The following is a 23,430-nucleotide window of genomic DNA, read 5'->3' on the forward strand; positions in this document are numbered from 1 at the left end:
TCTTATAGACGTTTGATAAAGGTTTCCACTAATTGTGCCGATTGAGCACTGGCTTTGGGTGCATATTCCGAAAATTCCATGGGATTATCATGGTGAACAGCCACATCACTCAATGCCCGGACAATGACATAGGGCACTTGGAACGAATGGGCCACTTGGGCAATGGCGCCGGCTTCCATTTCACTGCAGGCCGATTGTGGAAAATGGCTCATCAAACGATCCAGATCTTCCGTTCGTGACATAAATAAGTCTTGACTGGCAATCCAACCTACATGAAAAGAAATGCCTAGATCTTGGGCACACGATGTACAAAGATCCACCAATTTTTGGTCGGGTTCATAGACCAGACCATAGGCGTCGTCTCCATCCAATGCGGTCAAATCAAAATCGGCTTGTACCACCATTTGAGAGATGACAATATCCAAGACGTTTTGATCGGCTTTTAGACCCCCGGCCGTACCAATGTTGATAATGGCTTCTAAATCTTGTTTCATGCATAAGATCGCTGTGGCCATGGCCGCATGCGTCTTACCAATGCCCGATTTTGCGATCACGATGTCTTTGCCATGCATCGTACCATAATGCAAGGTACAGGTGGCGACTTGTTCGGTTTTCGTAATGGTCGATAGCTTTTCAATGGCTTCGACTTCCATATCCATTGCAGCAATAATTCCTATCATTTCGTTTCCTTTCTTGTACATACATAAAAATATTTTTCACCCGGACAGATACCGGGATGGGTAAAGTCCGTATCGATGGATTCAATTTCAAAATAGGGTTCCAATTGTGTTTTTAACCATTGGGGATCATAGACTCTTTGAAGGTGATGTTCCTGGATGAGTCCGGCTTTCGTATAAAACGCAAAGTCTTGATAGATCCAATCGTCTTCGCTTTCAATGGACCATTGGTATTTGGTACCATCGCAAAACTCACCCGTTTCATTCCATTCTTGGCGAAATTCTGCTAAGCGATCCAAAGCGTGGGTATCAAAGAAAAAAGTGCCATGGGGATGTAAATGATCATGGACTTGTTGAAAAAAGGTAATGACATCTTCTGGATCTAGAAGATAATTGAAGCTATCACATAAACAGGCAATCGCCTCAAACGATCCCAAGGCACTTAGGTCTTTCATGTCCTGGCAATAATACGGAATGGTTGGATCTTTGGCTTTGGCTTGATCGATCATTTGTTGCGAAAGATCCAAAGCTTGCATCGTATAGCCTTTTAAAGCAAGGGCATGAGTGATTTCTCCTGATCCACAGGCACATTCTAACATGGAACAAGCGGATTTGTGTCGTTCGATCCAAGTAACCCAGGCTTGTGTTGCTTGTTCATCTTTGACTAGATCATCATAATAGGTGGCCAACGTACTATAGATCATAGCTAGTCACCGGACAATCTGCATACAAACGATCCAAATTATAAATTTGACGTGTTTCTTTCACAAATAAATTGACCACCACATTGCCAAGATCCAATAAGATCCAAGGACTATGGGCATCGCCTTCTTGACGAATGGGGATATCAAAGCCTGCTTCTTTGACTTTTTCTTTGATGTTTTGGGCAATCGCATTATTTTGACGAAGATTATTGGCTGTGACCACAATGATATCATCCATAAATGGAGTGATATCCATACAATCGTAGTCTTTCACGAACATTCCTTTTCGTTCCAATATCGCTTGAATCACGACATCTTTTAATTCCATACTTATTTTCCTTCCTCTAAATATTTATCATTTTCATTTTTTACGGCCCAAAAGCCTTGATAAATATCGGCTTTGCATAGATCGATCAAATGGGTAGAATCATAACCTCGTAAGGGATCGGTCTTATCGGCACAAAACACGATCATCGCATAGGGATCTCTATGATCATCGCCTAAGACATGGTGATAGATGGCATTTTTGATTTGGGGATCATCCAAATAAAAGATGCGGTCCACGATTTCGCTTCCGACAAAACCATGCCATACCGGAATGGCCCATTTCTTATTTTCGGGACAAATGGCATCCATCCATTGTTCCAAATGGATTTTATCCATATTTTTAGCAATATCATGAAACAAACCAATATAGTAGGCTTTTTGCCCATCCAAGCCATTGGCCAAGGCCATTTCTTCACATAAATGGGCAACCGATACGCTGTGTTTGTAGCGATGTTGCGTTTCTCTTTCGGCAATAAAGTTTTCTATGTATAAACGATGTTCATAGATATATTGTAAGACACTGTAAGGTACATAATTCAATTTATTGCCCTTGCGAATTTCCGAACTGGATACAGGCATGGCTTCCATATGGATACACTGAATCGGATATTGGGTCTTGGCTAGCTGGCCATCTCGATCCACACAAACAAAAGAAATCAACGAAGTCAATGTTTCGGGTTCGCGCCATTGATCAAATTGTGTCAATTGATCATTGCCGATCATCCAGACAAATTCATGATCGGGATACCTTTGTTTCAAGGTCTTGACCGTATCGATCGTATAGCTTTTTCCTTCTCGTTCCATTTCCAATGTACAGACATGAAAGCGTGGATCATAGGCCATGACTCTTTGGATCATAGCCAAGCGATGGACATCGGATGTTAAGATTCGATCTTTTAATGGCGTCGATTTGGTGGGCATGAACCAAATTTCATCGCAATGAAGCTTTTGTAAACCGGTCTTTGCGATTTGGATATGGCCATAATGAATGGGATCAAAGGATCCACCAATAATTCCTACTTTCATTTCTACATCCCCAACTTATTTTCTTTGGAGCGACGATACAACACAAAGGTATGACCCACGACGTGGACGACTTCACTATGGGTATTGGCAGCACATTCAATAGCTGCTTCGCGCACATCAATGGGACTGGTCTTCAATAATTTACACTTGACCAGTTCATGGGCTTCCAAGGCTGCATCTAAGGTTTCCATCGTATTGTACGATAGGCCGTCTTTGCCAATTTGAAGGATGGCTCGATACGAGTTTGCGAGTTTCCGTAATTTTTTCTTGGTTTGTTTATCTAACATTAAATCATTGCCTTTCTAAATGTGACATTGATGCCTTTATGGACACGTACATAAATTTGTTTGATGTCGCCACTCACACAGAACCAGCCTAAGCCGTGAATGACCACATCCATTTTATCATTCCCTACCTTGGGTCCATGGAACGTATGCATACTGACCATGCTGGTATCTAAACAAGGCACCAACATTTCGTTCAAATGATCATTCCATAAGCGATCGGCATCGGCTAATTTGCCGCGATGGATCGCAATGGAGCGGGAAAAATAACCAACCACACTGGCTTTACCATTGGTGACCACATCCAAACGGGCCAAACCGGCAGCGGCAAAGGATTGGTCTTCATAGATCTGCGATACATACGGCCGAACGGGTTTGGTAGGAATGACCGTTTTTAAGTCTTTGGGTTGAAGCCATGCCAATACACTATGGCGATTTTCAATGCCAGGTGTATCATAGATCGTAAATCCTTCTTGTGGAATAGGGATCAGATCGAGCGTTGTCCCCGGATTTCGAGAGACGGTTAATTGACGGTCTTCCAACATTTGGTTCAATAAGGTACTTTTTCCTACATTGGCCATGCCCATAAAGATGATGTCTTTGCCAAAGCTATAGCGTTCAATGGCACGTTCAATTTGATGGATGCTGTGGATCCCTCGATCGGATAGTGTTTTATGTTTTTTGGATGGATCTAAAATTAGATCACCACAAATCAAGATATCACGAACGACGATTTTTTCTTCTTTGAGTCGATGATCCACAAACGCATAGATCTTTTGATCCGTCACGGTCTTAGGTAAGATATCTCGTTTGGTCAAGATCAAGACAATATCTTTGCCCGGTAATTTTTGATTGAGTCGTGAGATCATACCGCCTTCAAAATCAAAGAGATCAACGATCCAAAAGACAACGCCATCGATCGCATTGATCTTTTCGAAAGTTTGACTGGATTCAATGCCTTGTTGCATGGAAATCGTGACTTGGCCATAATGCGAGATCTTATAACATCGTTCACAATAGGTTGCATCCAGTCGGGGAACATATCCCAAGGCTTCGGGGTCTTCATTTTGAAGTTCAACGCCACACCCTTTACAATATTTGGTCATTCACAACCCTCCTTTTCTAGATTGTACTGAGGCTTTTCAAAATATTCAATTAATTTTTCGGCACTATGGATACCATCAATCGCACTGGTCACGATACCACCGGCATATCCCGATCCTTCGCCGCTTGGATAAAGGCCAAAAATTGAACTCATTCCTTGTGGATCGCGTGAAATGCGAATGGCACTGGAAGAGCGAGATTCAACCGCACTCAAGATAGCACCGGAAGAAACAAAGCCGGGTACGCGTTGTTCAAAGTTTTCTAGTGCTTCATGCAGAGCTTGATTGATGGGGTTTGAAAATAAGGTATTTAGATCCACAAATTGGGTTCCCAATGCATACGTGGGTTGGACCGCGCCAAAGGCTGTGGATATCTTATGGTCTAAATAGTCAGAGGCCAATTGGCAACAAGCGGCATAGCCATGGGCCATTTGATAGGCTTTGGCTTCTAACTCTTCTTGATAGGCTAGACCGCCCAGGATTGCTTTTCCATAATCGCTTTCATCCACTTGGACCAATAGGGCGCTATTGGCATTGGTGCCATCACGTTTGGCATAGCTCATGCCATTGATCACCGTGTGTTTGGCCTCACTGGCAGCCGGGATCACATAACCACCGGGACACATACAAAAGGTATAGACGCCTTTTTGATTGGATGCGGTATAGGTAAGTTTATAGCGTGCAGGAATGAGTCGGGGATCGTGGGCATATTCTTTCAACATGGCTTGATTGATATAGTCTTGTCGATGTTCAATGCGCACACCGATCGCAAAGCGTTTATTTTCCAACTGGATATGATGGGCATGCAACATCAAAAGGGTATCTTTGGCACTGTGTCCACACGCTAAGATCATGGCCGTACAGGGATGCCATACATTGTGGTATTGAATGGCAACCAGGTTTCCGTCTTTGACTTGGATGTCTTCTAAGGCTGTATCAAAAAGAAAGGTGCCGCCCAGGCGTTCAATTTCATTTCGACAGTTTTTAATGATTTGTACAAAGGCATCCGTACCAATGTGGGGATGTTGATCGATCAAGATTTCGGATCGAGCGCCAAAACGGACCAATTCTTCCAAGACTTTGCGACAGCGACTGTCTTTGGATCGGGTGGTCAATTTGCCATCACTAAAGGTGCCGGCACCGCCTTCGCCAAATTGCACGTTGCATTCTGGATCCAATTGGCCGGTTTGCCAAAATTGATGAACTTTTTGGGTTCTTGTATCCACTTGGGAACCGCGTTCTAGAATCATGGGATGGTAGCCGGCTTGGGCCAAGATCAAGGCCGCAAACATGCCTGCTGGGCCAAAGCCGACGACAACGGGTCGATCAATCAAGGGATGGTGGCCGCTGGATACGGGTTGGTAGTGTTCATTGGGGCGGGGTTGTACATCTTTGTGTCGTAGATACTTTCGTTCGTGTTTGACTTTGGCATCGATCACATACGAAAAGAAGATCTTTTGCGATCGGGCATCCACACTTTTGCGGTGGATGGACCAAGACAAAAGATCCTTGGTTGGCATATGTAGTTTTTTTAGAAGTTGTGCCTCTATTTCTTTTTTGTCTTCGGTGGCACATTTGACTTGAAAAACACGGATCATAATAAATTATCTAACACCGGATAGCGTTTGTGATAATGCATCACAAGGCTGGCAAAGGCTTGCGCAAAGGCCAGGGTCAAGAAATAAACGACCAAGTGTGCATGGGGTAACAACGCCAATAATATTTTTGCGAATAAGATATGTGAAGTATAAATCAATAAGGATTCATGGCGCAAGGTCATATAACTTTCCTTATAGGGTAAATTCCAGGTCAATAGGGCATTGACCATAAAATAGGTAGCTGGCACCAACAACAGATACATACTGGTCAAATCACGAAGGATGCCCATTTGATCATAGAGATGCACTTCCATGACCAATAGAATAAAGCTAATCAGCCAACCAATCATGGATACGCGATGAGGCAAACGACGGGTCTTGCTTAATAACAGGCCGATGCATACAAACATAGGGCCAAAGAAGATGCCGTCTCGTGAGGTTACCAACACTTTGGTAAAAAAGCCAAAGAAGAAGGATACATAGGGCATGGTTTCCCAAATGGGCGTATAGACATTGATCAAATAGCCGAAGATATATAAGATCAAGGATACGATCAATGCGCGTTTCATGCTGTGTTTGGTGTACAGCAGATAGACGATATAGGTAGCTAACATCAATGCGGGCAAGAACCATAAATGATAATAGGATCCATTGAATATCACATCGCGTAAATAAGCAAAGATGTGATAGATGCGAAAATTCGCATGGGCATAGTCCCAAATGGTATAGGGCAAATAAATGATGGTCCAGGTCAAATAGATCTTACCTAAGCGTTTTTCATAGTTGAGCAGTGCTTCTTCATTGGTGGACAAATCATTGGTAATTTTTCGAAAGAAGAAAAATCCCGATGCCACAAAGAAGAAAGGTACAGCCAAACGGCAAACCGTTTGGATCCAATAGGTATTGAATGTTTGTGAAACTTCATAGAATGGGTAGGTATGGATACAAACCACCAATAGTGCCGATACATATTTGGCAATATCAATGGCGCCATATCTCCTTTTTCGTCTTGCCATATTCTCTCTTTCCCCTTATCTTTTTTTCAAACGTGGCACTCGTGCGCCTAATGTGGATGCCAATTCATTATTGATCGTATGGGCAGATCGTGTGATCGCATCCATCGTCACTTGTTCTTTTCCTTGATGCCCAATGAGACAAACAATATCCCCTTCTTGTACGTTGTCTACCTGGGTCACATCGATCATACATTGATCCATACAAATATTGCCAATCAATGGACAACGTTTTCCATGGACCAACACTTCTACGCCTTGATTGGATATCAAACGTGGCAAGCCATCGGCATACCCAATGGACATCGTTGCGACTTTGGTTGGTTTTTGCGCAATAAAATGCCGTCCATACGATACGCTCATGCCGGGCTGGATCCATTTGACTACGCTCACATTGGCATAGAGGGACAAGATTGGTATAAAATCCGGTTGGGTGGCGATGGGAATTTGATCATCGCTGGTCAAGCCCAAGGGCAATAAACCGGGTCGACAATAGTCATAGCCGAGATCTTGATAGTTTAAGATGCCATAACTATTTTGTAGATGGGTCAATCCGGGATCGATCCCGTTATCTTTTAATCGATCAAGAACTTCATTAAATAAACCAATTTGCTGTTTGGTGAAAGTCGATGCGTCGATACCTAGGTCATCACTGACCGGAAAATGAGAGAAGATCCCATCCGCTTGGACATAATCCAATTGATAGGCACGAACGATATCTTCAAAATGTTTTTCTTGTGGTTGATACAAGATCCCGGTCCGATTCATGCCCGTATCTACTTTACAATGCGCATGAATGATCACATCATGGGATTTGGCATAGTCATTTAATTTGCAGGCATAGGCATACGAACAAAGCGATTGGGTAACGTTTTGTTCATGCAGATAGTGCCAATGTTCTTCGGGGGTATAGCCTAAGATCAAGATGTTCTCTTGCAGGCCGGCTTGGCGTAAGCGAAGGGCTTCATCCACGCTGGAAACGCCAAAAAAGTCAATGCCCCATGCTTGACAGGCTTTGGCAACCGTAATGTCCCCATGCCCATAGGCGTTGGCTTTGACAATCGCCATAATTTTGGTCGATCCAATGAGTTTTTGGGTTTCCTCTAAATTATGAGCGATGGCATCCGGATCGATTTCGATCCAAGCACGACTATAGCTCTCTAACATATGCCGACTTCTCTTTCCATAGCCAATGCAATCAAACGATCGATCAGAGTTGGAAAGGAAATACCGGCTTCGGCCATCATGCTTGGATAACGCGACGTGGCAGTAAAGCCTGGAATCGTATTGACTTCATTCAAGACAATCGATTTGTCGGGTTGGACAAACATGTCGACACGGGCCATGCCTGTACAATTCAAGGCACGATAGACTTGTTTAGCCAAAGTTTGGGCTTTTTCAAAGGTATCAGCATCGATGCGGGCTGGACAATAAATATGGGAGCCAACCAAATCGTATTTGCCTTCAAAATCAAACACACCGCGTGTAATCTCAATTTCATCACAGGATCCGGTCACCAGTTCTTCGTTGCCCATAACGGCACAGCCAATTTCAAAGCCTTCAATGGCTTTTTCAATCAAACATTTGCCGCGGCCATCGTATTTAAAAGCGTCTTGGACCGCATCCAAATATTGTTCTTTGGTTTCAACTTTATGAACGCCATAACTGCTTCCAGCGTTGCATGGTTTGATGATCCATGGCAAAGGAATCCGTGAAACAACGGATTCAAAAGATGGAACTTCTTCTGTTTTATATAAGCAAAGATAGTCTGCACAGGGAATGTTGGCTTCTTTACAAATGATATGCATGATTTCTTTATCCATGCACATCGCACTCGCCAATACGTCACAGCCCACACAATGGATGTTCATCAGTTCCATTAAGCCTTGGATACAGCCGTCTTCCCCGTTTTTACCGTGGACGATGGGAAAAACACAATCGATATCGATTTTCTTTTGATTGGTCAGATCAAATACACCTTGATGGATCCAAGCACAAGGTCTGGCTTGGGTTTGCCAATGGTCGTGTTCGATATCATCGATGGATCCATCATAAATATAAAAGACACCTTGTTGATCAATGCCAATCATGGTCATTTGATACAACTCGGCATGAATTTGTCGTAAGAAGCTGGCTGCGGAATGTAACGAAACACTATATTCTGAACTTTGTCCGCCAAAGATGACGGCCAGATTGATTTTTTTCATTCGTTTTCTCCTTGTTGTAAATCACTAATAATTTGGTCCATGGCCATGGCCCTGGAGCCTTTCACTAAGATAGCACAATCGGTGTTTAGAAAGGGGCGTAAAGCTTGCATCAATGATTTTTTGGAATCAAACCAAGTTCCCTGGGCTGCATCGGCTGTATAGAATGATCGATCGCCAACACAGAATACATAGTCAATGCCTAATTGATGGGCATAGGCACCAATTTGTGCGTGTAATGCTTTTTCGTTTTCTCCTAGATCGAGCATATCCGATAAAACGGCAATATGACAAGGGGTAGGAATACTGGATAAGGTATCCAAAGCAACCTTGGCACTTTCGGGATTGGACTTATACGAATCATCAATGATGGTTGCTTGACCAATCGTAATTTGTTGGGTGCGCATCTTTGTCATTTCAATATGCTCTAGTCCATATTCTATAGCATTTTCATCGATTTGTTTAGTCTTTGCCGCATAAATTACGGGTAAAGCGTTTTCAGCTTGGAAGTCGCCTAATACATTCATGGAAACGGGCTTTTTCATATCGTTACAGGTAAAGGTAATGCCATCTTTTCGATGGATGATGTCCCCCATAATATAGCTATTTCCACCCGGACCAAAAGAATGCAGCATGACATCACCACGATCGATTTCTGGCAATACCGCTTTGATTTCTGGGCATGTATGATAGAGGCAGAGTGATTTGGTATGGGTCAAAATTTCCAACTTGCCACGGGCAATATTTTCTTTGGTTCCAAAATTTTCCATATGGGCCGAGCCAATGCTGGTGATGATGGAAATATCCGGCTGTGCGATGGAGCATAAGAAGTCGATGTCCCCTTTGTGTTCCATGCCCATTTCGAGAATAGCAATTTCTACATCGGCATCCAGATCTAAGACAGTCAATGGTAAGCCAATTTCATTGTTGTGGTTGCCTTGGGTCTTTTGGGTTTTATATTTTTGAGAAAAGACCGAATACAAGATATCTTTACAAGATGTCTTGCCATTGGATCCCGTTACGCCAATGACAGTACAAGATAGACTCTTCATATAATAGCGGGCCAAATCTTGGAGGGCTACCGTAGTATCCGAAACCAAAATAAGAGGAAAATCGGGATAGGGTTTATGATCGATTTGCCAAAAAGCGGCCGTGGCTCCGTGTTGTTTGGCCGAATCTAAAAAGGTATGTCCATCCACGCGTTGGCCGATGAGGGGAATATACAGATTGCCCGGTTGTACACGGCGTGAATCAATGGATATACCAGCAATAGAAATATCCGAATCGTCACATCCAAAAAGGGATGTGTGAAGTGCATGTGCGATGGTTTGAGTGGTTGTTTGAATCATGAATTTTACTCCTTGTGCGGCTATTATAGCACATTTTAGGAAGACCATTTCAATTTCCCATTTCATCCCATTTTTCATTGGATTTTTTTCTTTTTTGATAAAAAAAGGATATATTTTTAGGTTTTTTATCCATAAAAATCCATTTTTTGCCCATTTTCACATATTTTCCCACACTTTTCACATAAATTGCGTCTTTAGGTGTGATATACTCGATATAAGCAAGGAGTAGAAGACCTTGCCTGTGTGAATCATCGATTTGATATTCATACAATTTTCTATCCCCTTAATTTTTTGGAAGAGTCAGGCACCCCCTTAGCCTGGCTTTTCCTATTTTTAGGCGTATACTAAACATAAGGAGGAGCAACGAATATGTGTATTTTTTGCGATATTGCAGCGGGAAAGATTCCCAGTCATAAATTATATGAAGATGATACGGTCATTGCTTTCTTTGACGTCAACCCAACGAGTTATGGTCATTGTTTAGTGGTTCCCAAAGAACACACGGATTCATTCTTGGATTGCCCAGCACAAGTGCGTGACCATGTTTTTGAAGTGGCACAACAACTAGCCAACAAATTAGAGGAAAGACTCCATTGTGATGGGATCAATGTGTTGACCAATGTCCATGAAGCTGCCGGTCAAAGTGTTCATCATTTCCATGTGCATTTAATTCCTCGCTATGTCAATGATGATCATGTCACGTTAGCGTTTGGTGAAATCCCACCCGTTGATTTTGATGAATTAGAGAAAAAGATGAAATAAACCGAAATGGCATTTCATGAAGCGTTATTCGAAACAAGGATAACGCTTTTTTCTTTTAGGATCATCTATCTGTGGAAATATCGAGCAGGTCCCCTACAAATGCACCTAGATATCTAATAAGAAAGCCATCTCTTCCCTTTATGTAACCCGTTTGTGTAGCTTGTTGCAGAACGATTCTGCATTTCAAAAGGCTTTACGATCCCATAGAGTTATTTGTTTTCTTGGGATAGGAATCCATAGGATTGAATGATTTCAACTTTCGTATATTAGGCCATGATCGTGCACATAATGAATGATCTTATTACAGATACAAGGATCAATGCCACAAAAAAACAGTATTAAAAAAGATGCATTTTATCCGTATGTAAAAAAGAATAATCTGGAACGAATTGGCCATGGGATCTACATCAGTGAGGATGTGTGGCCTGATGAACTTTTTATTCTTCACAAATACACCCCCCCCACCGCCGTTTTTTCTCATGAGGAGACATTGTATTATCACAATCTTATAGACCGTGAAAAAAGATCTACTAAATAAGAATCATTATGGAAATGACATTCCCATATAAGATGTGCAGCGAACGATTTGTGACATGGCACGAAGTCGTAGGAATATTGAGATTCAGGTATTCAATACAGCATGAAAGACATATGTCAAAAAGAAAGATAAGGATTTGAAAAATCTAATCACCCTTATTTCATGTAGACAAGATGATTAGGCAGTTTTATGGAGGTGCTGATTTCATATCACTTTTGTCAGCACAAATAACGAGCTAATTAGTTTCAATCTATACAGGTTTATTAAGATCCAAACATGACTACGCAATAATGTAAAAAATAGAGAGAAGGCACAGGTACCCTCTCTCCGGAAAAAGATTTAACTTTTTTGTTCTTCTTTGGCATTATAAACATATTTATTTCACGTAGTCAATCACTTTTTCTAAAAATATATAGCATGATATTAAATATGAATCTTTTTCAAAATATTCTTTATGGAATACAAATCTTTCTTTAAAAAGCTTTTCCAAATCGTTATATATATGACCTTTCATGGGTTCGCTAGTACATATATAATTAAATAAAAATAAGGAAGCCACAAAATCATGGATTATTGGATTTCGCAACAACTTTTTTCTCGTTGATTTGCTGATATTTTCTATTTTACTGATTTCATGTTGCAATTCTTTCGTTGGTGCAATGATTCCTTGTTGATTTAAGTGAGTATGTTTATACGGTATACGTAACGAATTTAATAAACAATTGTTATGTGCAGCCGCATTTCTTAGGAATTTTGCAGACCAAAGCAAAGGAAGAACTTTATCACTAATTTCTGTAGGATATTTTAAATAATATAGTTGATAAAGTTTAATAAAGTCGCCAAATGACATGACCTCCACAATAGACCAAACGCTCCATTGATTTTCATATTTTTGTATTAGATCTGCACATGCAGAATCTTTTTTCTTCTGATTTATATTTTTTTTGATAAAAGGATATTTTTCAAATAGATCATTAATGATTGTAATGCCATTTTCTTTTTCATTATTTGTAACATCACGTATCAACATTGTTTTTAATGAATGCTCAGTTGATAAGGAAAGATTAATTATAAACAATCTTAAATTGGCATCTAATGTTGATAATTCAACCAAGTATGCAAAATCTAAATTAACAAATGATCCATCTTTTTTTCGTTCGAAAGACTTAGCATATGATTTCAATTTAAAATAATAAGTATTGTAAGTTAAAAATTTTTTTGCATCGTTTTCAGACATAATTTCAAATTTTATGTTCTTAGATTTTATGTGTTCGATTTGTTCATCTATAGTTATCTTCTTTTTTTCTGTCATATTACAGACCACCTCCTATTTCACACTGTTCTAAAACACAACTTTTTCAAACAAACTTAATAGAACTTTTGTTTAAGAATGACAAGCTTTTCTACTTGTAGTAAACACAGTTCAAGATGGTCCTGTTATTCAAATAGTTTTTTGCCATTGTTTGTGAATCGATTGCTTCCATTCTTCTCAGATGCTTTCATTAAATGCTTCAATCGAATATTGTCCCTTCTCATATTGAAGGATGGTCAAACGGCAATTTTCAACTTTATCATCGTTGTTTAAACATTGTTCAAAGAAAGGTTGATCAATGATGGAAAGAAAAGATAGGATGGAAAAACAATGGGTCACACATAAAATATTGGTATTGTCTTTGGCTGTATGAACAATGGTATCCATTGTCGTATGCATTTGTTTGGCGACGATATCCAAGTTATTGCCACCAATGTCTGTCCAATCTCGCAACAAGAGTTGTTGCCAAGTTTTTCCTTCTGGTTCTTTTTTCAGTTCCAATTGGCCAAAATGCATTTCTTTTAACCCCTTGGTTGGAATGATTTCCGTTTGTTGAAAAACGTTGATCAAAGAAGCCGTTTGGTAGGCTCTTTGGCTGGGAGAACAATAAATTTTTGAAAACGGAACCGATCGTAATTGTTCACCCAATCTTTGTCCTTGTTGCAAGCCAAGTGGGGTCAATGGGGTATCGGCCCAGCCTTGCATCAATCGATCCACATTCGATTGGGTTTGTCCATGTCGAGTCAAATAGATTTTTATCATACATTCAATGTATCACTTTTTCACGAAAAAAGAACCGTCCAAAAGAACGGTTCCTTGATTATTTCATCGTGCGAATAGCATGATATCCTTGTTTAACGGCATTGATGATCTTGGTTGGACGATTGGCATCACCAACAATGTCAAAGTCGATCTTGCCATCCAACTCTTTGATCAGTTGGTTGTTGCTTCTAAAACCAGAAGCAATGATCACAGTATCGCATGGAAGCGTATGGAGATTGGCTTGATCATCTTGATAGATAATGCCATCTTCTTTGATTTCGACCACTTTGACACCACATACTTTTCGGATGTGTTTTTCATCGATCATGGCACGTAAAGCTTGGTCATTGTTCTTACAATGATCGGCAATCTTTAAAATATCTGGCAGCATTTCAACGATGGTCACATCCTCGGCTTTTTCGGCCATGAAACAAGCCGTTTCACAACCAACCAAGCCACCACCAATCACAACAACGTGTTTGCCTGGTTGTACGTTTCCTTCTAGGTATGCCAAGGATTCTTTGGCATGTTCAATACCTTTGATTGGTGGCATAAAACTATGGGCACCTGCAGAAAGGATGACTTTATCATAGTGCTTGGCTAATATTTCTTTGGCTGTTGCTTCTTTATGGAAAACAACTTGTACGCCTAATTTTTTCATTTGTGTTTCATAATACGTAATCAAACGAAGCACATCGTGTTTGAATGGTGCGGTTCCAGCTCCCCATAAATTACCGCCAACACGATCCTTCTTTTCCCATACTTCCACGTGATATCCGCGTTTGGCTGCGGTAATAGCGGCTTCCATGCCACCAGGCCCAGCACCAACGATCAACACATTTCGATGGGTATCTTGGGTTTCTGGTAAGGCAAAGGTATCTTCTTCAAAACAAGTTGGATTGACCGAACATACAGGATGGGTACCATTAAAGGCTGAATTTAGACATTCGTTACAACCAATGCAAGGAACAATGTCTTCGATGTTTCCCTTCTTTACTTTTTCTGGCCAATATGGATCGGCAATTTCTTGATGGCCAAGGGCAATTATATCGCAAATATCATCTTCGATCATGGATGTAGCCACACTTGGATCAAATAATTTACCATGTCCCATGACAGGAATCGATACACTGGCTTTGATCTTTTTGATCATTTCGACATTATAGGCATGTTTTTGATAAACGGTTGGAATGGCTTGATACCAAGCTTCATAGACACCGCGATCACAATGTAGGATATCCACACCCGCTTCTTCAAAGATCTTGGCCATTTGAATGCCTTCATCCAAGGTGCGGAATCCTTCAATGCCTTGGTCGGCCGTAAATTTAACACTGATAGGCATCTTTCCATTGGTATATTTACGAATGGCAGCAATGCATTCCAATGGAAAACGCATGCGATTATCAAGGGATCCTCCATATTCATCGGTCCGATGATTCCATTGACTACTCATAAACTGATCCAATAAATAGCCACCATAGGCATGCAGTTCGACCATGTCACCACCGGCTTTATTCACTAACCAAGCTGCAAAGCCAACACGATCTGCTAGATAATGAATATCTTCCACTGACAAGACTTGGCATTTGATCATAGGTGCCCAAAATTCTTCAATTTCACTGGCCGAATACGGTGGATTGGCAGGATTGGGAACAGCCACACGACCGGCACCAGGACTTAATTGGAAACAAACCTTCGCTCCATAGGCATGGACCCGATCAACGAGCATGGCCATGCGTTCGACATGCGCTAATGAAGAAATTTCTGGGCTTGGGCGTTTGCCATCATACTTGGTACTCACTACATTCGCACCGGTCATGACCAAACCCACGCCGCCTTTGGCACGTTCTTCAAAATAACGAATGGCATTCAACGTATACGAACCATCGGCTTCGTAGTTGGTATGCATCGGTGCCATCGCAAGGCGATTTTTCAGACGAAGATTGCCAATATACATAGGACTAAATAAATTTGACATACTCATTTCCTCCATTGTTTACTATATATAGATTATCATTTACTCATAGTAAAGTAAATGATAAAACATTGCACACCTTACTAATTTTTAATATTCTTAAAGTATGAAAAACAAAACCACAAGAGAAGATATCTTACACGTTGCCTATGACTGTTTTAAAGCCAAGGGATTTGATGAAGTCAGTGTCGATGACATTTGTAGAAAAGCAGGAATCACTAAGCCCACTTTTTATAAATATATTGATTCCAAAGAATCCATTTTAACGTCTTATTATGATGAAGTCTGTCAAGATATCTATTTGCACTTTTCCCATATCGTCCAAGCCGATACCTATTATGAACAATTTCACTTATTTTATGACATGATCATCGATCGTTCCATTGAACTTGGACCAAAATTAATTGCGAAGATGTTAGACCTGAATTTGTCCAAAGATTTCAATAGTTTTGCGACCAGAGATCAACTCTCAAAAATTGTGGAAGTGTTCATTGATAAAGGAAAAAAAGCCAATGAATTCCAATCCAGTGAAGATACCAAAACACTCTATGATGCATGTAATTTTGCATTCCTAGGCTTGGAATACAAATGGGCTGTTAAACAAGGCCAATTAGATTGGAAACAAGCGTTTTATCAAATAACGGATGCCATCTTGCAGGCAAATCCGGTATAAAGCGTGAAATCATGGATTGTATTACCAATGATGACGATGACTAGGATGGTAGTTGATGTCTGTACAAAGATAAGATACTCTCAAACCTAAAGTATTTTTCATATTGGAAATAATCCGTATTTTTGAAGTTTTAACCACAAAATTTTTGAATATAAATGGATCAGACAGGAAAATGGATATGGGATACAAACTCAAATTTGTAGCATTGATTGATGATTTGAATATCTAGACTTCAGGAGGATATTATTATGAAGCTTTATTACATCCTATTTGATTTGATGATGGCCATTCTTTTCTTTTTGATCGGGATATACTTTTATAAATCCAACGGAAAAGCCGCTAATTTTTTAACGGGCTATAATATGAAATCCATAGACGAACGCAAAAAATTCAATGAAGATACATTATGTAAAGACTATGGGAAAAAGATGATGTTGTGGGCTATTCCTTTTTTGATTGGAATTGGCATTGATATATACTCTCCTGGTAAGGGAATACGCATTGCATCCATACTATGGATTATACTATTTCTTCAATTCTTGATAGAAAGACATAAACGAGAAAGTTAATTTTTAGGAATGAAATAAGATTGATTATGAAATAGATGGATCGTAATAAGAGTATGATTCAATTATGGTTATCAAAAGAATTTTAAGCAAAACTTGGCATCGATGTTATGGGATGTGAGGTCGTGGAGGAATCGTCACATGAAAACGATTGCATATTACCTGAATCTTCCCTATCGATTAGAAATGGTTCCAGATCCAGGGATGTTGCTCGCTATCCTGAACTAACTGGTTATATTTCGGTTGGGGAAACTTAGACTCTGTTGTAAAAAATATGGAAGATGCTAAAAGAGCATGAATTGAAGCAGCATTAGAGGAAAGAAGAAAAATCGAAGACCCTGCTTCGCTCGAAAATTATTCTGGCAATTCAAACTAAGAATACCTAAGAAGGTGTAAGTATGAATCAGTATTGTGTGTATCTACTCTCTAAGAATGATGCTTTAAATAAAGTGTAATTAGCAATGAGATACTGGGTGAAAACTGGGTGTCAAACGCCTAGAAACAATGGATCGTATTGATTGGAGCATAATAATATCCTTTCGTTTGACACAGTAAGACTGGTCATATAATGCGAAATTTTGGCCACATACATATAACGTATGGGTTCACTGATATTTTATATCCGAGCGTCACTATGGGTCTATCTTATGCAAATGGGATAGGCCAATTCTTTTATAACATAAAAAACATCACCATTGGTAGATAAAAAATGGCATTGTATCCAATAATTTAAACTGTGCTCTTAGAGATGAATTCAGTAAGAACACAGTTTTTTTACATTAAAGGAAACTACTTCCAATGAATTTCTTTTGGATATTCCCAACTGGCTAATTCTTCTTGTGGAAAGGCATTAGGTTCTTTACCACCCGATACTGCCAATGCATTGAAATACAATTGTGCTAATTCTTCCACATAGGCTGCTTTTAAATACGCTTCATAAATGTTTCTAGAATCAAAGCCAACAACACCATGTTTTTCCATCAAGAAACATTCAGATTCTTTGGCGGCATTCACAATAGAATTTGCCAAATCTACAGTGCCTGGGCGGCCATAAGGAGCCACCGGAATACGTCCTTTTGTAACGCCAAGGTTGGCAACTTCATATACAATTGCTGGAATAGGCTTATTCAATAACGCAAAAGTTGTTGCATACACAGAATGGGTATGTGCAATGGCCATCGCATCGGGACGGGTTTCATAAATCTTTAAATGCATCAAGGCTTCACTGGTTGGTTTTAAACCCGAAAGATTCTCTAGAACACAGGCATTCTTATCCATGACGACCATATCGCGTGGTGTTAATAATTCTCGATCCACACTTGTTGGTGTAATCACAATATATCCTGTTGCTTGGTCTCTTGCTGAAAAATTGCCAGATTTATGCTTACAGAGACCTGTTTGTTGGGCTCGTTTTGCGATTTCACAAACATCTTTTTTTAAATTTTCTAACATCGTTTTCTTTCATAGATCATTTTAAGCCAAAATGATCCTTTAATTCTTGTACATTTTCATCGCTCATACTATGAATAATATTGGATTTCACCAATACATAAATATGAGCATTTTTATCAATAGCTTCGATTAATCCAATTGCATCCGCAATGGAAGCACCACTTGAGAAAATACCATGAAATGGCCAAATGACCACTCGTTTATTTTTCATTTTTCTAGCTGTGGCTGGTCCGATGGGGCCTTCTCCACATACCATCCATGGTAATACAGATACGCCTTCAGGGAATACAAGTGGACATTCCGAATTCATTTTCCATAACGTTTTGGTGAATTCTTCTTCATCGAGACTATGGATCATCGTCATCGCATTTAAATATGTTGGATGGCAATGCATCACAATTTTATTCTTTGGATCATCGGCCAATCTGGCTCGATGGCACAACACATGAGCGGGTAATTCACTGGTTGGTGATCCCGTGCCATGATCAAATCCCCATAAAATATCGTAGCTATTTTCTTTAAAACGAATAATTCCTAGATCTTTTTCGTATCTTTTTTTCATCGTTCGAAAGGCTGCACCTGATCTTGTGATCATGAATGTCTTGCCTTCAAGTCCTGACGTATCAAAATCAACTTTTACAGTTTTTATGCATTCTAAATAGTCTTGAATTTGATTGAGTTCTTTTTCATCCAACAAATAACTGATATTTCCTGCATGATATTCGCCCCAACCGGCGGACCAAAAATACTGACAGGCATCGACAAGATCAGACACAAAATCCACATCAATAATACGCATCACATTATTTCCTTTCTTTGGTTTTTATTGTTTTCCGTTTTCGTGAAGATGGAATTCCTTCTTCTTGTCTATATAGAGAGATACTTCGACGTGAAACGACAAATCCCTCTTCTTCTAATAGCTCTCTAATTTTTTCATCAGAAAAAGGATGTTCTGGATCTTCATATTTGATCATTTCTTGGATCTCATCTTTAACCATTTGAACAGAAGATAAGGGTTGTCCTTGTTTTTCATAGCTTCTGGGAATCAACATTTTTAATGGAAATGTACCATATTTGTTTTGAAAATACTTATTACTCGTTGCGCGACTAATCGTTGAAGAATGGATATCTAAAGCTTTTGAAATATCCGATAAACGGATTGGTTTTAATGCGAAAAGGTTTCCTGTATAAAAATAGTCTTTTTGATAATCCACTAGAAATTCAATGATTTTTTGCAGCGTAATTTGCCTTCTTTGGATGCTGTATTGTAACCACTTAAAGTCGTGATACTTCTTTTGTAGAAATTCCTTAGACTTTGCATCAAAAGAATTAGTTTTGTAGGCATCATAGTTTTCCGTATTTAATTGCAACTTCTTTTGTGCTCGCGTATTAATTTCAATATGTAAATGTCCATCTTCTTCATAAACATATACATCGGGCACAATATATAAAGTCTTGGTATTTACTTGGAACCCATTAGCTGGAATGGGTTTCAACGATTGAATGATTTGTAAAGCATTTTTCACTTCATCAACCGTTGTATGTTCGTCTATCGCAATTTTTTGATAATACCCAGAACCAAGGTCTTCCAAATGATCCTTTACAATATGTTGGGCTAATTGTGTATCTGCTCTTTGTTCAAGTTGATATAATAAACAATCTTTTAAATCTCTCGAGCCCAATCCTTGTGGATCGCAGCTTTTGAGGATCTCTAAATACTGTTGTAACTTATTCTTTGAAATGTTTAAAAAAGCGGCCAGCTCATTTTCAGATTCATTTAAATAGCCTCTAGAATCCAAGGATTCAATAAGGAATTGAAAGATTTTCTTGTCTTTTTCATCATGGATTAAAGGAGAAAGTTGTGAAAACACATAGTCCATGAGATCATTCTTATTTTTATCTTCCCAATCAAAGGATTGCTGTTCTTCTGTATTCTGTTTTTTAATGATCTTAAAATCCATCTCTTTCGTTTCCGAAGATATTTTATTTTCCTCTATTTCTGAAAACGGATTATCCACCAAGCTTTTTTCAATATATTCTTCCAGATCTTGCTCATTTAATTTCAAAATTTCCATGGAAGGAATTTGCTTGATCGATAGTTTTTGTTTCTGTTTTTGAATAATTTTTAATTGTTGTTTCATGACATTCTAGTTCCATGATACGACAATTTTTCTAATTCCTAATCGTAAACAATGCAATTTTTGATCACTTTACCACTGGCATGTTCCAGAATGGCTTGTTCCGTTTCTTCAATCGGATATTCATTCTGAACAAAATCATCAGCTTTGATGGCACCCATCTTTAATAATTCAAAAGCCCCATTGACCACTTGTGGCGTTGTATGGAAAACACCTTTCATCGTTAATTGTTGATAATGGAATTTATTCGTATCAAATGTTACCGTTGAGCCTTTTTTCGGACCACCAAAGAACAAGACTTCACCTCCTGGGCGTGCCATATTAGCTGCAATTTCCCAGACTTGCGCTAATCCTGTTGCTTCAATAGCTGCATCGACACCGCGTTTTTCTGGTGTTTGATCAATGACCGCTTGGGCTTGATCTTCTACATCCTTAATATTGATTACAATTTCTGCCCCTAATTTTTTTGCCGTTGCCAATCGTTCGGGATTCATATCACAAGCAATAACTCTGGCTCCACGTAATACACACATTCTGACAAACATTAAACCAATTGGGCCACATCCATTTACACATACTGTATCACCCATATCAAAATGAGTCATTTCTGTTCCATATAATGCACATGCTAATGGTTCCAACAAAGCCGCTTGTTTATATTCCATATTATCAGGAATGTGGAATGTATTTTGTTCAACAATGGGTGCAGGAATCAATTGATATTCGGCATAACCACCATTTTTAAATTGATTTTGAATCAAGGATTCACACATGGATGGTTCCCCTTTTTTACAATAATAACAATGGCCACAAGGAGCCGAATTATGTGCGACCACACGATCGCCTACCACAAAATTTTTCACTCCTGGACCTACGGCATACACAACACCCGAACATTCATGACCAAAGCCAAATGGTGGTTCATATCGATAGCCTCGTTTGTATGTTTTGACATCGGTTCCACAAGTTAGTGTCACTTTATTTTTGATGACAATTTCTCCTTCACCTGGAGTTGGTACGTCAGCTTCTTCTACACGAATATCGCCTGGCGCATAATACAAAACTCTTTTCATTTTCATAACTAGTTTCCTCCTCTATTCTTTATTCAAAATATATTTTCCTAATGATTCGAGTTGCATAGCCATCGTGATAGCACCTGGATCTAAATGCCCGATTCCTTTATCGGTACGATAGCTGGCTCTTCCTTTCACGGCTGCCATTTCCCGTGTGGCTTGTGCCCCATCATTCGCCCCTTTTATAAAGGCCATGATAATTTCTTTTTCGCTCTTTTCGGCATCCATTGCTTCTTGATACGCTTGTAAAGCGGAATAAAGAGAATCAACCATCGTTTTTTGACCGGGTTCGGTTTTCCCTCGCTTCATCATTTCAACAAGTATGGCATGATAAACATCATAGAGAGCATGAACATCCAATTCATGGATATACTTTTTTTCTTTACATATTTTCGATGCTGCAACATACCCACTGCCATACAACGCACCAGATGAACCACCCACACTGGAAAACATGGTCATTCCAATGTTCTTAAAGAGGTCCACAAAGGTAAGATCTGCGGGTGCATCTTTTAATCCACTTGTGATTTGTTCAAACCCCTTATTTACATTGACCCAATGATCGCCATCACCTGTAGCTGAATCCAATTCAGTCACATAGTCTTTTTCTTTATAGATGCGATCTTTTGTTTGATTGAAATATTGAATAAAATCATTCACTGTCATCTTTACTGTCATTGGCTTACCTCTTGTTTGAGTGCCGGTGTATCACAAGGACTCAGTAATAATTCTTTTAACTCGTCGTCCAATTTTAAAATGGTACAGGATGCACCTGCCATTTCAATCGATGTCATGTAATTACCAACATAATATTTGATTGGTTTTAAACCTTTCTCAATCAATACATCGTTGACATCACCAGCTAGAATATACAATTCCATCAATGGTGTAGCTCCCATGCCATTGATCATGACTGCCACTTCACTTTGGCCAAAATCTTTGTCGGCAAGAATCTTTTCTACGATCAACTCAGCAATCGCTTTGGAAGATTTTAGCTTTGTGGTCTCAATACCGGCTTCACCATGAATACCCATACCAACTTCCATTTCATCATCGCCAATCTGAAAGCCTGGCTTTCCTACAGCTGGAATCGTACAAGCCGAAAGAGAAACGCCAAAGCTTCGAACATTTTCAATGACTTTATTGGCAACCTTTTTTACTTCTTCTAAACTAGCACCAGTTTCAGCCTTTGCCCCAGCAATCTTATGTACAAATATTGTTCCGGCAATGCCTCGTCTTCCGGTTGATTCATCGGTATCTTTCACAGAAACATCATCCTTTACAACAACATGATCAACCATAATGTCTTCCATACCCGCTAATTCTTGGGCAATTTCAAAATTCATGATGTCCCCTGCATAATTTTTGACAATCATCAATACCCCTTTTCCAGCATTGGCTTGATGAATGCCCTCTAAGATTTGGTCGGGAGATGGTGAAGCAAACACATTGCCACAAACAGCTGCATCCAACATGCCGTAGCCAACATAGCCAGCATGCGCTGGCTCGTGACCACTTCCTCCTCCCGAAACCAATCCTACTTTGTTGCTTTTGACTTTTCTGGCAATCACTTCTTTGTTTGGATTATACAAAATATTGGAATTGGCAATCTGCATTCCTTTCAACATGTCGCCAACAACACAATTTGGATCATTGATTATTTTTTTCATTTTTTTGTACTCCCAGGAGTGAACATTTCCTTGGTGATACCGGCTTTTTTATACACTTCTGGAATGGAAGTTTTTGGTTGTAGTTTTCGTAATCCTGCAGTCACCAAAGCACATATGATGGTCAAAGTAATATTTCTAGTAAAAATAGCAATCATCAATCCAACAAAGGCAACACCAACACCGATGTACCACCAAAATTGCTCAAACTTACTCATAGTTTCACT

Annotated in this window: 25 protein-coding genes; 3 read left to right on the forward strand and 22 right to left on the reverse strand. The window is 39.6% G+C overall.

All coding sequences use genetic code 11. The annotated features are described in order from the left end of the window. Nucleotides 1-2: 2 nt before the first annotated feature. The 12 genes from MOZ64_RS05470 to MOZ64_RS05525 are packed head-to-tail and all read right to left on the reverse strand — an operon-like array spanning nucleotide 3 to nucleotide 10,556. Nucleotides 3-680, reverse strand: coding sequence for a 5'-methylthioadenosine/adenosylhomocysteine nucleosidase (locus MOZ64_RS05470; RefSeq protein ID WP_320325581.1), 678 nt, complete (start codon nucleotides 678-680; stop codon nucleotides 3-5). Further along, complete coding sequence (locus MOZ64_RS05475; RefSeq protein WP_320325582.1) at nucleotides 677-1,381, reverse strand: class I SAM-dependent DNA methyltransferase; 705 nt, start codon at nucleotides 1,379-1,381, stop codon at nucleotides 677-679. Before MOZ64_RS05475 ends, MOZ64_RS05470 begins: the two co-directional genes overlap by 4 nt. Next, nucleotides 1,371-1,709, reverse strand: coding sequence for a ribosome silencing factor (rsfS, locus tag MOZ64_RS05480; protein WP_320325583.1), 339 nt, complete (start codon nucleotides 1,707-1,709; stop codon nucleotides 1,371-1,373). Before rsfS ends, MOZ64_RS05475 begins: the two co-directional genes overlap by 11 nt. Before the next feature lie 2 nt (nucleotides 1,710-1,711). Further along, a complete protein-coding gene (nadD, locus tag MOZ64_RS05485; RefSeq protein WP_320325584.1) occupies nucleotides 1,712-2,734 on the reverse strand; it encodes a nicotinate (nicotinamide) nucleotide adenylyltransferase in 1,023 nt (340 codons plus the stop codon). Between the two features lie 2 nt (nucleotides 2,735-2,736). Next, entirely contained in the window at nucleotides 2,737-3,021 is a 285-nt protein-coding gene (locus MOZ64_RS05490; protein WP_320325585.1) for a YhbY family RNA-binding protein, read from the reverse strand. Then, the gene (locus MOZ64_RS05495) at nucleotides 3,021-4,124 is read right to left on the reverse strand and encodes a GTPase (protein ID WP_320325586.1); all 1,104 of its coding nucleotides are present in this window, start codon (nucleotides 4,122-4,124) and stop codon (nucleotides 3,021-3,023) included. The genes MOZ64_RS05490 and MOZ64_RS05495 overlap by 1 nt, the downstream gene beginning before the upstream one ends. Beyond that, entirely contained in the window at nucleotides 4,121-5,719 is a 1,599-nt protein-coding gene (locus tag MOZ64_RS05500; RefSeq protein ID WP_320325587.1) for an NAD(P)/FAD-dependent oxidoreductase, read from the reverse strand. The genes MOZ64_RS05495 and MOZ64_RS05500 overlap by 4 nt, the downstream gene beginning before the upstream one ends. Continuing rightward, complete coding sequence (locus MOZ64_RS05505; RefSeq protein WP_320325588.1) at nucleotides 5,716-6,735, reverse strand: acyltransferase family protein; 1,020 nt, start codon at nucleotides 6,733-6,735, stop codon at nucleotides 5,716-5,718. Before MOZ64_RS05505 ends, MOZ64_RS05500 begins: the two co-directional genes overlap by 4 nt. A gap of 15 nt (nucleotides 6,736-6,750) precedes the next feature. After that, a complete protein-coding gene (gene alr / locus MOZ64_RS05510; RefSeq protein ID WP_320325589.1) occupies nucleotides 6,751-7,899 on the reverse strand; it encodes an alanine racemase in 1,149 nt (382 codons plus the stop codon). Further along, nucleotides 7,893-8,939, reverse strand: a complete 1,047-nt coding sequence (locus tag MOZ64_RS05515) for a D-alanine--D-alanine ligase family protein (protein WP_320325590.1) — start codon at nucleotides 8,937-8,939, stop codon at nucleotides 7,893-7,895. Before MOZ64_RS05515 ends, alr begins: the two co-directional genes overlap by 7 nt. Beyond that, nucleotides 8,936-10,285, reverse strand: a complete 1,350-nt coding sequence (locus tag MOZ64_RS05520) for a UDP-N-acetylmuramoyl-tripeptide--D-alanyl-D-alanine ligase (protein ID WP_320325591.1) — start codon at nucleotides 10,283-10,285, stop codon at nucleotides 8,936-8,938. The genes MOZ64_RS05515 and MOZ64_RS05520 overlap by 4 nt, the downstream gene beginning before the upstream one ends. 49 nt (nucleotides 10,286-10,334) lie before the next feature. After that, nucleotides 10,335-10,556, reverse strand: coding sequence for a hypothetical protein (locus tag MOZ64_RS05525; protein ID WP_320325592.1), 222 nt, complete (start codon nucleotides 10,554-10,556; stop codon nucleotides 10,335-10,337). A gap of 98 nt (nucleotides 10,557-10,654) precedes the next feature. Between MOZ64_RS05525 and MOZ64_RS05530 the strand changes: the two genes are divergently transcribed. After that, the gene (locus MOZ64_RS05530) at nucleotides 10,655-11,047 is read left to right on the forward strand and encodes an HIT family protein (RefSeq protein ID WP_320325593.1); all 393 of its coding nucleotides are present in this window, start codon (nucleotides 10,655-10,657) and stop codon (nucleotides 11,045-11,047) included. Nucleotides 11,048-11,961: 914 nt separating this feature from the next. Here the strand turns inward: MOZ64_RS05530 and MOZ64_RS05535 are convergent. The 3 genes from MOZ64_RS05535 to MOZ64_RS05545 all read right to left on the reverse strand — a co-directional run bounded on the left by MOZ64_RS05535 (nucleotide 11,962) and on the right by MOZ64_RS05545 (nucleotide 15,637). Then, nucleotides 11,962-12,897 (reverse strand): Abi family protein, encoded by a 936-nt coding sequence (locus MOZ64_RS05535; protein WP_320325594.1) that lies wholly within the window; start codon nucleotides 12,895-12,897, stop codon nucleotides 11,962-11,964. A gap of 177 nt (nucleotides 12,898-13,074) precedes the next feature. Then, entirely contained in the window at nucleotides 13,075-13,659 is a 585-nt protein-coding gene (locus MOZ64_RS05540; RefSeq protein WP_320325595.1) for a histidine phosphatase family protein, read from the reverse strand. Nucleotides 13,660-13,717: 58 nt separating this feature from the next. Next, a complete protein-coding gene (locus MOZ64_RS05545) occupies nucleotides 13,718-15,637 on the reverse strand; it encodes an oxidoreductase (protein ID WP_320325596.1) in 1,920 nt (639 codons plus the stop codon). 103 nt (nucleotides 15,638-15,740) lie between these two features. Between MOZ64_RS05545 and MOZ64_RS05550 the strand changes: the two genes are divergently transcribed. Together MOZ64_RS05550 and MOZ64_RS05555 are read left to right on the forward strand one after the other, a co-directional pair. After that, on the forward strand, nucleotides 15,741-16,307 hold the full coding sequence (locus MOZ64_RS05550; protein WP_320325597.1) for a TetR/AcrR family transcriptional regulator: 567 nt from the start codon (nucleotides 15,741-15,743) through the stop codon (nucleotides 16,305-16,307). Between the two features lie 248 nt (nucleotides 16,308-16,555). Further along, entirely contained in the window at nucleotides 16,556-16,876 is a 321-nt protein-coding gene (locus MOZ64_RS05555) for a DUF3784 domain-containing protein (RefSeq protein ID WP_320325598.1), read from the forward strand. Nucleotides 16,877-17,662: 786 nt separating this feature from the next. On the opposite strand, the gene MOZ64_RS05560 is transcribed toward MOZ64_RS05555, so the two are convergent. From MOZ64_RS05560 to MOZ64_RS05590, 7 genes are read right to left on the reverse strand one after another with little or no spacing between them, the layout of a single operon-like run. Next, nucleotides 17,663-18,325, reverse strand: coding sequence for a class II aldolase/adducin family protein (locus MOZ64_RS05560; RefSeq protein ID WP_320325599.1), 663 nt, complete (start codon nucleotides 18,323-18,325; stop codon nucleotides 17,663-17,665). 16 nt (nucleotides 18,326-18,341) lie between these two features. Beyond that, entirely contained in the window at nucleotides 18,342-19,124 is a 783-nt protein-coding gene (gene rhaD, locus MOZ64_RS05565) for a rhamnulose-1-phosphate aldolase (protein ID WP_320325600.1), read from the reverse strand. A 4-nt stretch (nucleotides 19,125-19,128) separates the two neighbouring features. Beyond that, nucleotides 19,129-20,466, reverse strand: a complete 1,338-nt coding sequence (gene rpoN / locus MOZ64_RS05570; RefSeq protein WP_320325601.1) for an RNA polymerase factor sigma-54 — start codon at nucleotides 20,464-20,466, stop codon at nucleotides 19,129-19,131. Between the two features lie 38 nt (nucleotides 20,467-20,504). Next, nucleotides 20,505-21,542, reverse strand: coding sequence for a zinc-binding dehydrogenase (locus MOZ64_RS05575; protein WP_320325602.1), 1,038 nt, complete (start codon nucleotides 21,540-21,542; stop codon nucleotides 20,505-20,507). Nucleotides 21,543-21,557: 15 nt separating this feature from the next. Further along, on the reverse strand, nucleotides 21,558-22,214 hold the full coding sequence (dhaL, locus tag MOZ64_RS05580) for a dihydroxyacetone kinase subunit DhaL (protein ID WP_320325603.1): 657 nt from the start codon (nucleotides 22,212-22,214) through the stop codon (nucleotides 21,558-21,560). Next, complete coding sequence (gene dhaK / locus MOZ64_RS05585) at nucleotides 22,211-23,206, reverse strand: dihydroxyacetone kinase subunit DhaK (protein WP_320325604.1); 996 nt, start codon at nucleotides 23,204-23,206, stop codon at nucleotides 22,211-22,213. Before dhaK ends, dhaL begins: the two co-directional genes overlap by 4 nt. After that, the gene (locus MOZ64_RS05590) at nucleotides 23,203-23,421 is read right to left on the reverse strand and encodes a hypothetical protein (RefSeq protein WP_320325605.1); all 219 of its coding nucleotides are present in this window, start codon (nucleotides 23,419-23,421) and stop codon (nucleotides 23,203-23,205) included. Before MOZ64_RS05590 ends, dhaK begins: the two co-directional genes overlap by 4 nt. Nucleotides 23,422-23,430: the final 9 nt, after the last annotated feature.

This window comes from Absicoccus intestinalis (assembly GCF_033971885.1).
Taxonomy (GTDB): domain Bacteria; phylum Bacillota_I; class Bacilli_A; order Erysipelotrichales; family Erysipelotrichaceae; genus Absicoccus; species Absicoccus intestinalis.